Raw genomic sequence first — 12,820 nt, 5'->3', positions numbered from 1 at the left:
TATAATACATTTTAGAAAGGAGAATTAAATATGGCAGTTAGTTTGAGACAAAGACCTGTACTTACAGGCGAAGAAGCCAAACGTTTTATAGAGAAAAATCAAAAAAATGAAGAACTTATGAAAAAACATGCCGAAAAGAAAATGAAGGAGTATCATGAACGATTATCCCATTCCTAATATTGAGAGTTTGCAATTAGACCATAAAATTATATCCATAGAGTATTTACCTCATGTAAAAAATTTCTCTTGTGGTAATCATTCTATGGATTTTTTTCTGCAAGTCGAAGCTTATCCTTCTCACATTATTCGTGAGTCTAGTACAACATTAGTTTTCTACCAGAATCAAATTGTTGGTTATTACACTCTTCAACATACCCTTCTATCCTCTTTGATTGATGATCCTGCTATTTCAAAAGAACAACATGTACTTGATATTGCTAGATTAGCTGTCAGTGATCATTTTCAAAATAAAGGAATAGGCGTAGAAATAGTTAATCACATTTTACATATGGCAATACAATTGAATGAACGTTACATTGTTCTAGATGCGTTGAAAGAAAAATGGACATGGTATCGAGATAAATTCAATTTTGAAAGTTTATTTGAAGTCGATCTTCTTCAAGATAGTCCATTTGTAACTATGTTTATGGATTTATATGATGAGGATTTAATCAAGAAATACTATGATGAATAAGTATTATAATTACAAAAAGATCATTAATTTTAGACAAGTTATTTTTGTGATACATGTTTTAGATTTCACTTGTTAAATATAGAATCTTATTTTTAAAATAATAAATAAAAAGAAAGTGATCCCTTTATAGAGATCACTTTCTTTTTGGATTTATTTCAACTCTATGCGATTCTCTCTACGACTCACCATATAAACCGCAAACAACCCCATCATTGGCGCTAATGTACCTACATTTATCGTCCAATCGCGATACATAATTTGCTGTGCGATACTCGCTGTAAAGATAACTACACAAAAGATCACCGACAAGAACATAAGTGTGTGCAGGGTGCTTGGAACGTTTATAGATCATACGAATAATTCCCCATATAGCTAATCCGTACACCATCACATTAAAGAGTATGACTAATACCAAACCAGATACATCTGACATCCTATAACCTCCTTACTGCATGTTCTATGTATTTCTATTGGGATATACACTTATCTTTTTACTTATTTTACTATAAAATGAAATAAAGTATAAAAGCAACCATATAAGGAGGGTCATTATGGCTTGGGGAGCAATTTTGCCGTTTGTGTTATTTGTGGTGATGCTAGGATTATTCGGGCTGTTTGTGTATGGATTTGTTGTCTTTATTTCTTATCTGAAACGAAAACAATAACAATAACTTTATGCCTACCTGTCTATGTCACTTACCTACTCTATAACTACAACTACATGCTACCTTAAAAAAGCTTACTTCTTGCTCTTTGACCAGAGAAACGAAGCAGGCTTTTTGTTAATCCCTTTTGACTCTTTTAAGCGTAAAATAACTAAAACACATATATCCAATGCTCATATCTATAGAAAAACAAGAAAATTTATCAAAAAGCACCGTTCTTTATTTTTGAATCGGTATACCTATATTTCAAATTTTCGACACTTTTAACAGACTATAATTGGTTGATTTCACTTAAACAGCACTTTCATCCAGTACCTACAACATGATAAAATAGATAGAACGACATCAAGCAAATCGTTCGCCATTATATAGAAGAAACCCAATAGCGTGACCCTCAATTTGTTGTATTCATTGCATGCTTGTACTATACTTTAACTCCCCAGCTATCGCACTTTTTCCATTCTGTTGACGTACTATGGTGAGGACCTTCTGGATCATAGCAAGATTTGATATAGATGTTAGGATATACAGCTTCATAACTTATTGTTAAGTAACTTATTAATTGATATTAAGGTGAGATGATAAATGACAATTGAATTACTAGATCGTTTACGCAAAGATACTGCTGTATACCATGAACAGATTGAAGGAAACTTTTATGCTAAAGGTATTATGGCGAAAACGCTCACTTTGGATGAATACCGTACGTATCTTGCCAAGTTCTATGGCTTTTTACAACCATTAGAACAACAAGCTGTAGAGCATATGAATACGCTAGAATCTGATTCTGGATTTGATATGAATGTACGTGCTAAATCGCCGTTGTTGGAACAAGATTTGATTCACTTAGGTATGACAACAGAAGAGATTCAACAATTGCCATTATGTACAGACTTGCCGGATATTTCGACACCTGCACGTATGTATGGAGCTTTCTATGTTATCGAAGGGTCTACTCTGGGTGGACAAATTATTACCAAGCAATTAATGAAATTTTTGCCGGTTGATCCTGACGGGGGTCTGCATTACTTTAACGCTTATGGTGCAGAGACTCGTGAACAATGGTCGGCTTTCCGCGATCTATTGCTACAAGCTGGTGTAACAGAAGAAAATAAAGAACAAATCATATATACCGCCAAAGAAACATTCAGATTACTTGATCTATGGTTAAGTACCGATCCGAACTAGCACAGTAATGACATCATGATATACAGGAGGCTAACCAACTAATGTCAGTTTCAAAAAACAATGAATATGATTTGCTCAATCGTACGCTTTTAACAGAAGGTAAATTTACCACTCAGGAACCGATCGATCTGACCAATTGTGATAAAGAACCGATTCATATTCCCGGGCAAATTCAACCTCATGGCGTATTGTTAGCCATAACCAAAGATAATGAGCATACGATTGTACAAGCTAGTCGTAATACGATGACTTTATTTGGTATTGAAGCCGAAGAATTGCTAGGTCAGCCACTAGCTTCACTGATCGGTGAAGAACAACTTCTCTCCTTACTTCAATATGATCTTAGTACAGAATCTACTTCTGATCTCCAATATACGCGTTTAATGATTACTCTACAGGATACAAGCACTGAATTTTTTGTGATTTTGCATGAAAGTGAAGGACTGATTATTTTAGAGTTCGAACTGGATGCGATTGATGAATCTACTGTTGTGAATGATTTTGAATGGATTCGTGCCTTTTTCGGACGGGTGAAACAGACCAAAAACCGATTTGAAGCGAGTCAGGTGGCAGCAGAACAGATCAAAGAAATGCTCGGTTATGATCGTGTGATGATCTATGAATTCGATGAGAACTGGAATGGCAAAGTTATTGCTGAAGCGAAAGAAACAGCGCTTGAACCTTTTCTAGGGCATAACTATCCTGCTTCTGATATTCCAAAACAAGCTCGTGAATTGTATCTGCGTAACTGGTTACGTACGATTGTCGATGTCCATTATACACCGGTAGAGATTATTCCAACTGTACAACCGGTAACAGGCAAGCCACTTAATCTAAGTCTATCGATTCTACGCAGTGTATCGCCTCTTCATATTGAATATTTGCATAATATGGGTGTCGGCGCTACTGTTACGATTTCACTGATTCATGATAATCAGCTATGGGGACTGATTACGTGTCATCATTATTCACCTAAATATATTCCGCATCGTGTGCGTAATTTGTGTAATTTCCTAGGTTCGTTCTTCTCTAGTGAATTGTACCAACGTCAGCAGATCGATGATTATGAATCTGAACTAGCTATGCGTCGTCAGGCTTCACGAATAGCGGATGTTTTTATCGGAAATACAAGCTTTGTGCGCGTTATTGAACAACTGCAAGAAGAAGAAACAACGTTGCTTAGTCTTATGAGTGCTTCGGGAGCGGCTATTAGTTATCAGGATAAATTATTGCTATACGGACAGACACCAACAGCTGGACAAATTCGTGAATTAGCCGGTTGGTTAGGTAGCAAAGCCAAAAATCATGTCTATGCAAATTCTCGTCTAAGTCTGGATTATGAGCCTGCCAAAGCTTACAAAGAAAAAGCATCTGGAGCGCTCTATCTTGCTCTTTCTCCAGGGCAACAGAATTATATTATCTGGTTCCGTCCTGAAGTGCTTCAGATAGTAGATTGGGCAGGAGATCCGGTCAAAGCTGTTATTCAAGATAATGATGGTATGCGCCTTTCTCCGCGTAAATCATTTGAGAAATGGAGACAGGTTGTTCAATCTACTTCATTTTCTTGGAAAGCCAAAGAAATTAATATCTTGCCTGAACTCAAAAACGATTGTGCATCGGCAAACCGAAAATCAATTGCAACAAGTAGAAGAATTAGCGCTACAAAATGCTCGTATTTTACGGCAAAACGAACAGCGTTATTTGCAATTGATGGAATTGTCTCCTGTCGCTTTTATGACGATTACAAACGGGCAAATTATTTATTCTAACAGTGAAGCAGCCGAATTGTTTGGCGCCAAAACTACACAGGCGTTAATCGGCAAAGAGTTTGCACAGTATATCGGTAAGCAGTCTCAAGACGATATGCAAAAAAGTCTGGATGAATTGCAGGAAAATGTTGTTCAATTGATCTCGACCAACGGATTCTTTATCGATGTCGATCAGAATATGATGCAATTGGAAGTGACATTAACTTCGATTACGTATGGTGGCAAGCCATCCGTTATGATGATTGCTCGTCTAGTGGCTTCTAATATCGAGCAGGCTGAAGCATATTCTACCATGTCTGATCAATTGCACAGCTATCTAGCTACTGATCCATTAACAGATATTCCGAACCGACCTGCTTTTGAAAAATCGCTAGAGTTGAACTGGGATACTGCGCTTGCAGAGCAACAATATCTGACTGTATTTTTAATCGATCTGGATGGTCTACGAGCTTATAATGCAATTCATGGTCTCAATGGGGGCGATCTGTGTCTACAATGGGTAGCCGATGTATTAGCTATGATAGGTAGTATCCATGATGCTACCATTGCTCGCTTTAGTGGTGGTGCTTTTACAATGATGTTATTAGGATCAGATCAGGCACACGCCAAAAGTCTTGCACAAGAAATCAGCCAGAGTGTGCTCGCTCTACAAATTCCAAGAGACACTTCGAATTCCGGTGAATTTATGACTGTTACAATCGGTGGTGTATCTGTTATTCCTACTTCTTCTATGCGTCCTTCTGACATGATCGATCAGGCTGAACGATCGTTGATGAGAGCCAAAAATAAAGGGAAAAATCAAATTTTCTGCTGTGATGGTGAATAATCATCTAGCTTAATTACAAAACCCCCTTTCGATCTATCCTTGATTCAGTAGGATAGATCATAAAGGGGTTTTTGATATGCAAATTATACTGTTATCACAAAGAATGTTGCTTTTGATGAATCGAATATTTACTATCATCTTGCTCGATCTTACGATATCTTTTTTCATTTTCTGTCCATGAATAGATACCTGCTATAACTCCCAGAGTAACCACAATAATAAGGCTTGCGATTAGTGTCGTAGGGGTCAATAGCAGTAACCATTCGCTCCATACTAATCCATAGCTAAATAGTTGAAATAAGATCACCATGCCTATTAATAAAAGTGCCGCCTTCACACTTTGCCAGATCATATGAAAAGCAAATCCTCGCTGACGAGCTATATTCCACTTCTGATAAAACTTTTTCTCATATCGCTTGTAAGCTACTTCTCTATATATCCCTAGTGCTATCAAGCATAGCAACCCTATATAGTACCAGATAGGATAATAGATATTGGTGAACAAAGGTACTAATAATAACACCAGACTCGTCATCATCGTTCCTATCAATTGTATCTTTCGTTCCCGGTTCATATGTAGGCTCCTTTCTGCTGTATCTTACTTCTGTACGTGCTCTACTCTATTCTATCATTGCTAGTTTGGTGATATCCAATCTATATGTTATTAACGACTTATTGATTATGTTCGCAGTATCATATCGTACATTTCATTGCTTGTATCCTTTGTTTGCAGACGTTATTATACAAAGTGGAAAAGCGTTTCGTCTGTTGAGAAACAGTGTATTAATACAGATTGAAAGGCTTGATCCAAACCATATACATAGACAAGATTAGGGGGCTATCTCGAAGTGGCTGAACAACCAGAAAAAGAAAGTTTGATGTCTTTAGTGAAAAAAGGAAATACCTCTTCGGCTGTAGCGATGATCGGTAATGCTGTACTGGCGATTTGTAAAGGCGGTGCCTTTTTGGTTAGTGGAAGTGGAGCAATGTTCGCTTCTGCGATGCACTCACTTGCCGATGCGGTCAATCAAGGATTCGTATTTGTAGGTAGCGTATTGTCTGAGAAAAAGCCTACACCTCGCTTCCCTACAGGCTTCGGACGGGTGATTAATATCTTCTGTATGATAGCCGTTATTGTAGTTACGATTATGGCATATGAGACGATTCACGAGGGAATTCACTTGTTGCAACATCCAGTCGCTCATACTGGTGGCGTATGGATCAATATTGCGGTATTGGTACTTAATATTTTGATCGATGGAGCGATTCTCATCAAAGCGATGAAAGAAATTTTGAAAGAAGCTCGCGCACCACAAGCGAAAGGCTTTGCACTGATGCCAGCGGCTTTCAAAAATGTAGGACGTGCGGCTCCACCTACACGCCTTGTCTTTTATGAAGATATTGTAGCAGTACTTGGTGCTCTGTTTGCTCTAATTTCTGTTGTTGTTATCGCTCTAACTAACTTTGCACTTCTTGATGGTATGGTAACTACATTGATCGGTCTATTGATGATCGCAGTTGCTTTCCGCGTCGGATACGACAATATGATCGGGCTAATTGGAGTTGCAGCGCCCAAAGATATCGAAGACAAAGTATCACAGATGATTCTTGCTGATGAACAAGTCGCTGATATTCAGATGATGCGTATTATTCAAGAAGGACGCTATTATCATGTAGAAGGTCTGATTGAACTGCACAAAGGACTTACACTTGCTGATGCTGATGATATTAAGTTCCGTGTTCAACAGCAGTTGATGACTAATCCCGATATTGCTGATGCTTCGATCTCTATCATAGAAGATGATGGTATTCATAGCTGGGGTAACAAGCAAGCCGATGTATTAAAATAAAAAGGTAAGATAGAACCTCTAGTGAACTGTTGAGTGAACAGCGAACTAGAGGTTTTTGGCTTGTTCTGAAAAATGCTTTTCAATTAATGAAATAAACATCGTAGCGGCGGCGCTCATATAGCGATCTGTCCGATATAGCAGTTCGATACTTCGTACAGGCGTATGATTTACGATCGGAATTGCGGTCAGTTCATCATCTGACAGAGCCGTAAGTAACGCATGAGGATGAATACTGAATCCGATGCCTGCTTTGACCAGTTGTAGCTGAGACGCGGCTGATCCGTTATCCATCATCGTCTGTACTTTCCACCCTTTCGACTGAAAACAATCGTCAAGTAATTTGCGACCGACAAAACCTACAGGATACAAAATTAAAGGTAACTGCAACAGTTCTTCTAATTCAATCTCTACACGTTGAGCCAGTGCATGATTCGCAGGCACAAACAAACTATAACTTTCAGTACCTAAAGGAATCTGTACTAACCTTTGATCCGGTAAAGCAGCCAATCCGATCCCAATATCCACTTTATCTTCAAATACCATATCTTGAATTTCAATTGTAGGTATAATCTCTAAGCGCACATTAGGAAATAATTGATGAAATGCGATCCAGATCGATCCCATTCGATAATCCAGATCAGACGGCAATACAGCGATTCGTAATGTGCCACGTTGATTAATCTGTAATTCAGCAATCGACATTTTCGCATTTTGTAGATCACGTAACATCTGTGTGCTGTATTGTTGAAGTAATTTGCCTGCTTCTGTAATTCTTATTTTTTTGCCAATCCGATCAAATAAAGGCGTATTCAATTCGTCTTCTAACACTTTGATCTGTTGACTTAATGTCGGTTGAGAAATACCTAGTCGATCAGCAGCTTTGGTAAAATGTAATTCTTCACATACGGTTATAAAATATTGCAGTTGGCGTAATTCCATCGTCAACCTCCTGAATGGTTCTAATTAAATCATAGCCTTGTACTATCATAATAATAGAAACAATAGTATGGCACAATCGTTATTCTTTTCTTATACTATACCTAATTGATCATATTTAATATAGATAAGGAGCTTTCCAATGCGTATACGATATTTAACGATTCTTTTATTATTAGCGGCTCTTAATTTGCGCCCTGCAATTACATCGATCTCTCCTTTACTGGAAAATATACGAGCTGATCTTCATATTCAAGGTGTAACTGCCAGTCTTTTAGTGACTTTGCCTGTTTTATGTATGGGATTATTCGCTCCACTCGCTCTATCATGGAGCAAGCGATGGGGATTAGAAAAAGTGATTACTTTTTCCTTATTATTGATAGGACTTGCTACTCTGTTACGTCTGATGGCTGATTCGACTGTGATCTTAATGAGTAGTGCTTTACTCGCAGGGATTGGGATCGGATTAATCGGGCCTTTACTATCTGGATTTATTAAGCAATATTTCCCTAATCCAGCGGCTATGGTCAGTGTTTATTCGGTATCGCTTGTTATCGGAGCAGCATTAGCAGCAGGTCTAGCAGTGCCTTTACAACAAGTATTAAGCGGTTCCTGGCAATACTCTTTATCGTTCTGGGCGATCTTAGCGATTGTTGCAGGATTGAGCTGGTTGCGATTAGCTCGTGCTCCTCAATCTAAAACAACTACAGCTTCGGTGTCTTTACCTTTACGTCAGAAAAAAGCTTGGCTATTAACGATTTTCTTCGGCTTAATGGCAGCGATATTCTATTCATTGACCACATGGTTATCTCCTATGATGGCACATGCAGGATACAGTAAAATTCAAGCCGGTTATATGATGACTTTATTTACAATTATTCAGATTCCGATCAGTTTTTTAATTCCAATTGGAGTGAGTACATTCGGCAAACGTGCGTGGTGGTTAGTCGGATGTAGTGTTATGGAAATCATCGGACTATTGGCATTACACTTGCCTGTATCCCCCTGGTTAGCGATAGCGATTCTTGGTATTGGTGCAGGTGGATTATTCCCATTAGCTCTTATGCTACCAATTCAAGAAGCTCATAATGCAGGTGAAGCGAATGCGTGGTCTGCGATGACACAAAGCGGTGGTTATACGTTGGGCGCAATAGGCCCATTGATTGTAGGGTTATTATTTGATCATTCTGGAAGCTTTGTCACTGCACAATGGGGTCTGGGTGTAATGATTGTACTGATGATTATTGTGCAATGTTGTATCGGTAACGGAGCCAAAGATGTGATGAAGCACAAGCCTGTAGTTGCAACTGCCAACAAAAGTGCTTGATAGTGCTTGATTCATAGTAAATGCTATTCTCTTCAGACAAATTTTTTATATCGCATAATTTCGGATAGATATTTCCAATCAAGATGCAGTATCCTATTCAGTTAGATTTTAGGTGATTTTAAGCTATACGATATATCTTGTTCATGGTCGGCTAATATACTGAATATATTATTTAGTCAGTCCTATAGTCACAACTGTGAATGGAGGTTCTACCTATGTTACCTATATTATGGATGATCTTGAGTCTACTATTTGTTATCACAGCAATTTATTTTACAAAGCAACAGGTATTGCAAGGGCGGTATGCTGTCTTATGGCTATCCACCAGTAGTTTTATATTAGGTATAGCGTTGCTGAACTTATATCAGACCCCTATTCACTTGTTATAACATCATTGTCTGGCATTATTATTTGTATAGTAAAAAGGCTTCCTTATCATCATTGCTGATGGTAGGAAGCCTTTTTTTGTTCGCTATTTTGATATTCTTACAAACAATCACTTTTATCCTCTGTAGAAACTACCTACGATTTTCAAATGCTTGGAACGCATAATTCGAAAAGGATAAATATAACCATGATTGCCAAGTTTCAACGGACGCGGCCATACATTGATTCCAGATGTAAATAAATACGCTTGATAAATAAATTTCGAACAGTAACTCCGTTCAACCTGATCCAAATTCGTATTCAGACGATACGCTTGAACTTGTTGATAATGCTCTTGTGCCCATAATGCTGCGGCTTGTCCGGCTTGTGGAGATTGTGGACGAAATACGATAAATCGATCTTGATCATAAAATCGCTTGATATACCATTCGACTGAATCTGAAAATACAGGGCCATACGGGTGCACATGATATACTTTGCCGTCTTCCCCTAATATGCCCATATGCCCTGCATAGTACGTAGATTCTGAACTAGGTGTATACAGAATATCGCCTGCTTGCAAAGGCAATTGCCGAATTTGAGAGACTGGAAGATCGGCTTGCTGTTGACGGGTAGCTGTCCATTTGCGCGGTTGTTCTACTACTACACGATGTATCGCTCCTACAACAGCAAGATAGATTTCTGCCCAATTTATTTTTTGGAACCATGATTGGGAGACTGTATTTATTTTATTAAGCTGTAATTTGGCATGTAGATTAATCAAGAGATTCCCACCTTTATTTCAAAGTTACAATGATGACTATCTATCCTATATACGTATCATGTAGCATTTGGTATCACTTCATTCTATTATGCAAATAATTAAATCTACTATATGCTTGAAACAACACCAAAGTACAATTTGAACAGCAAAGGATGTTGATGATGAACATTATTGATTTGCATTGTGATGTTTTGTATAAATTTGGGGAAGCCAAAGGAAAATTAAATTTTGCGGATTCGCCTGAACTGGATACTAATCTTGAGCGTCTAATTGAAGGGCAAGTCAAAGTACAAGGATTCGCTGTCTTTGTAGACCCTGCACTCAAAGACCCTGAGAAATTCCAATCGTGTCTCGATCAGATTCATTATTTTTATACCGAAGTGTTGGAAAAAAATCCACAGATGGTGCATATTACGCAGTGGTCGCAGATAGAGCAATTGCAAGATGATCAGATTGGTGCTTTTCTAACTTTAGAAGGAGTCGATCCGATCGGAAATGATCTGCACAAAATGAATCTGTTGTATCGATTGGGTGTTCTTTCGGTAGGATTAACGTGGAATTATGCTAATCTGGCGGCAGACGGTGCATTGGAGAAGCGGGGAGCGGGATTGACTGCATTTGGTAGAGAATTGATTCTGTTGAACAATAAATATAAAATTTTATCCGATGTCAGTCATTTGTGTGAATGTGCTTTCTGGGATGTGATTGAGATTGCCGATTATCCGATAGCCAGTCATTCCAATGCCAGTCAGATGTTTGAGAATCCTCGTAATCTGAAAAACGATCAAGCCAGTGCCTTATTTGCCAAACAGGCTATGATTCATGTCGTCTATTGTCCATATTTTATAAGTGAGCAGGAGATTGTAACGATCCCTGAACTGATCCACCATATCGATCATTTCTGTTCATTAGGTGGAGAAAAGCTAATCGGACTCGGATCAGACTTTGATGGGATTATGTATCATATTCAAGGCTTAGAACATGCCGGACAAAGTCAGAATCTGATTAATGAGCTGTTGAAGCATTATAGCGAAGAGCAAGTACGAGGATTCGCTTATCAAAATTTTATGAATTATGTACTGCGATAAACAAAAAATTATTATATTCTAAAAAAACCTATCTGAATATACCCTTTAATAAAGTATAGTCAGATAGGTTTTATATTTTAATTAATCTTCAAACGAATACTTGAGTCCCCATTGTCCGCGGACTTGATCGAGTAGACGCATAATATCTAGAGATTCTTCCAGTGAGATAACTTCACTTTCCAGTTCTCCTGCTTGGATCAAACGACCGACTTCTTCGGCTTCAAAAGCATATCCTTCACTTGGACGATCATCTTCGAATTTCTCGACTTCTTCATTGTTAACATATAAAGAAGCTTCGCGGCTGAACAGAAATTGTGGAATACGAATATAACCTTCTGTTCCATGAATATACGCTTCATTCGGTAAGTCTACACGAATCGCACCATTCAATGTTGCTGAACGTCCACCTTCATAAGCAAGCAAGATCGAGAACTGCTCATCGACTCCTGTCTCGCCAATACTTGCAGTACTGTATACTTTCTCAGGCTTCGCTCCAAAGATCATCGAAGCAAACGATACCGGATAGATACCTGCATCTAGCAATGCACCGCCGCCCAATTCTGGATTCAACAGACGGTGTTCCGGGTCCCAACCCATACGGAAACCAAATTCAGCTTTGACCAGACGTACTTCGCCGATCTTGCCATCTCTGATCCATTCACGTACACGACGAATCGGTGGTAAAAAGCGTGTCCACATCGCTTCCATTAAGAACAATTTTTTCTCGCGCGCTACAGCGATCATTTCTTCTAATTCAGCCGCATTCATCGTAAATGGTTTTTCGCACAATACATGCTTGCCTGCATTCAAAGCATCGATAACATTAATCTTATGTAAAGGATGCGGAGTACCTACATAGATCACATCTACGTCAGGATCTTGCAACAATTTGTCATAGCTATCATAAGCTTTGGGAATATTATATTTACCTGCAAATTCATCAGCACTTTCCTGATTACGTGAACCCACAGCATAAGCGATACCGTTAGATGTGTGTCCTAGATCAGCGACAAATTTGTTAGAAATCATTCCTGTACCGATAATTCCCCATTTCAACTTACCTTCGTTCGATGTAGACATATAACTATTCCTCCTATCAGTTGATGTTGCCTTTTGCAGTATTTCGTTATTCTAATACTTCCCCAATAATAGGTTATATTAAGCGTACAAGTTCAGATTTGCGAAGTATAGCAGTATTCTGACCTTTTATAACAGATATTTGTTGTAACATGAATTACTCGCTTAATAGAACAGTCGAAAATGGATATAGATGGATATTACAAAGAAAAAGGTGAAAAAACAGAACTATTCTGCTTTTTCACCTGTG

At 38.3% G+C, this 12,820-nt stretch carries 14 protein-coding genes; 9 read left to right on the top strand and 5 right to left on the bottom strand.

The annotated features are described in order from the left end of the window. Positions 1-30 precede the first annotated feature (30 nt). Entirely contained in the window at positions 31-177 is a 147-nt protein-coding gene (locus QE450_RS01205) for a hypothetical protein (RefSeq protein ID WP_274170835.1), read from the top strand. Further along, entirely contained in the window at positions 155-694 is a 540-nt protein-coding gene (locus QE450_RS01200) for a GNAT family N-acetyltransferase (RefSeq protein ID WP_307296098.1), read from the top strand. The genes QE450_RS01205 and QE450_RS01200 overlap by 23 nt, the downstream gene beginning before the upstream one ends. Positions 695-869: 175 nt before the next feature. On the opposite strand, the gene QE450_RS01195 is transcribed toward QE450_RS01200, so the two are convergent. Then, the gene (locus QE450_RS01195) at positions 870-1,127 is read right to left on the bottom strand and encodes a hypothetical protein (protein WP_307296096.1); all 258 of its coding nucleotides are present in this window, start codon (positions 1,125-1,127) and stop codon (positions 870-872) included. A gap of 817 nt (positions 1,128-1,944) precedes the next feature. Between QE450_RS01195 and QE450_RS01190 the strand changes: the two genes are divergently transcribed. The 3 genes from QE450_RS01190 to QE450_RS01180 are packed head-to-tail and all read left to right on the top strand — an operon-like array spanning position 1,945 to position 5,142. Continuing rightward, entirely contained in the window at positions 1,945-2,547 is a 603-nt protein-coding gene (locus tag QE450_RS01190; protein ID WP_307296094.1) for a biliverdin-producing heme oxygenase, read from the top strand. Positions 2,548-2,588: 41 nt separating this feature from the next. Beyond that, positions 2,589-4,316 (top strand): GAF domain-containing protein, encoded by a 1,728-nt coding sequence (locus QE450_RS01185; protein ID WP_307296091.1) that lies wholly within the window; start codon positions 2,589-2,591, stop codon positions 4,314-4,316. Further along, positions 4,258-5,142: a sensor domain-containing diguanylate cyclase gene (locus tag QE450_RS01180; protein ID WP_307302546.1), complete on the top strand. Its 885-nt coding sequence runs from the start codon at positions 4,258-4,260 to the stop codon at positions 5,140-5,142. Before QE450_RS01185 ends, QE450_RS01180 begins: the two co-directional genes overlap by 59 nt. A 94-nt stretch (positions 5,143-5,236) precedes the next feature. Here QE450_RS01180 and QE450_RS01175 read toward each other — a convergent pair whose 3' ends face one another. After that, positions 5,237-5,716, bottom strand: coding sequence for a hypothetical protein (locus QE450_RS01175; protein ID WP_307296089.1), 480 nt, complete (start codon positions 5,714-5,716; stop codon positions 5,237-5,239). 274 nt (positions 5,717-5,990) lie between these two features. Here QE450_RS01175 and QE450_RS01170 point away from each other — a divergent pair, with 274 nt between their 5' ends. After that, entirely contained in the window at positions 5,991-6,992 is a 1,002-nt protein-coding gene (locus QE450_RS01170) for a cation diffusion facilitator family transporter (RefSeq protein ID WP_307296087.1), read from the top strand. A gap of 45 nt (positions 6,993-7,037) precedes the next feature. On the opposite strand, the gene QE450_RS01165 is transcribed toward QE450_RS01170, so the two are convergent. Next, a complete protein-coding gene (locus tag QE450_RS01165; RefSeq protein WP_307296084.1) occupies positions 7,038-7,931 on the bottom strand; it encodes a LysR family transcriptional regulator in 894 nt (297 codons plus the stop codon). Positions 7,932-8,070: 139 nt separating this feature from the next. Here QE450_RS01165 and QE450_RS01160 point away from each other — a divergent pair, with 139 nt between their 5' ends. Both QE450_RS01160 and QE450_RS01155 read left to right on the top strand, forming a co-directional pair. Next, positions 8,071-9,255, top strand: coding sequence for an MFS transporter (locus tag QE450_RS01160; protein WP_307296082.1), 1,185 nt, complete (start codon positions 8,071-8,073; stop codon positions 9,253-9,255). A gap of 215 nt (positions 9,256-9,470) precedes the next feature. Then, positions 9,471-9,644 carry a hypothetical protein gene (locus QE450_RS01155; RefSeq protein WP_301261808.1) on the top strand — a complete coding sequence of 58 codons (174 nt, stop codon included), beginning with the start codon at positions 9,471-9,473 and terminating at the stop codon, positions 9,642-9,644. A gap of 113 nt (positions 9,645-9,757) precedes the next feature. Here the strand turns inward: QE450_RS01155 and QE450_RS01150 are convergent, their stop codons facing one another. After that, the gene (locus QE450_RS01150; RefSeq protein ID WP_307296079.1) at positions 9,758-10,405 is read right to left on the bottom strand and encodes a C40 family peptidase; all 648 of its coding nucleotides are present in this window, start codon (positions 10,403-10,405) and stop codon (positions 9,758-9,760) included. A 161-nt stretch (positions 10,406-10,566) separates the two neighbouring features. Here QE450_RS01150 and QE450_RS01145 point away from each other — a divergent pair, with 161 nt between their 5' ends. Continuing rightward, positions 10,567-11,493, top strand: a complete 927-nt coding sequence (locus tag QE450_RS01145) for a dipeptidase (RefSeq protein ID WP_307296077.1) — start codon at positions 10,567-10,569, stop codon at positions 11,491-11,493. Between the two features lie 81 nt (positions 11,494-11,574). Here QE450_RS01145 and QE450_RS01140 read toward each other — a convergent pair whose 3' ends face one another. Further along, complete coding sequence (locus QE450_RS01140; RefSeq protein ID WP_274170847.1) at positions 11,575-12,573, bottom strand: Gfo/Idh/MocA family protein; 999 nt, start codon at positions 12,571-12,573, stop codon at positions 11,575-11,577. Positions 12,574-12,820: the final 247 nt, after the last annotated feature.

Origin of the sequence: Paenibacillus sp. SORGH_AS_0306, from assembly GCF_030819345.1 — a bacterium.
GTDB classification, from domain to species: Bacteria; Bacillota; Bacilli; order Paenibacillales; family Paenibacillaceae; genus Saccharibacillus; species Saccharibacillus kyungheensis.
The sequence above is the reverse complement of the archived record's forward strand: the minus strand, read 5'-3'. Positions and strand labels throughout refer to the sequence as shown.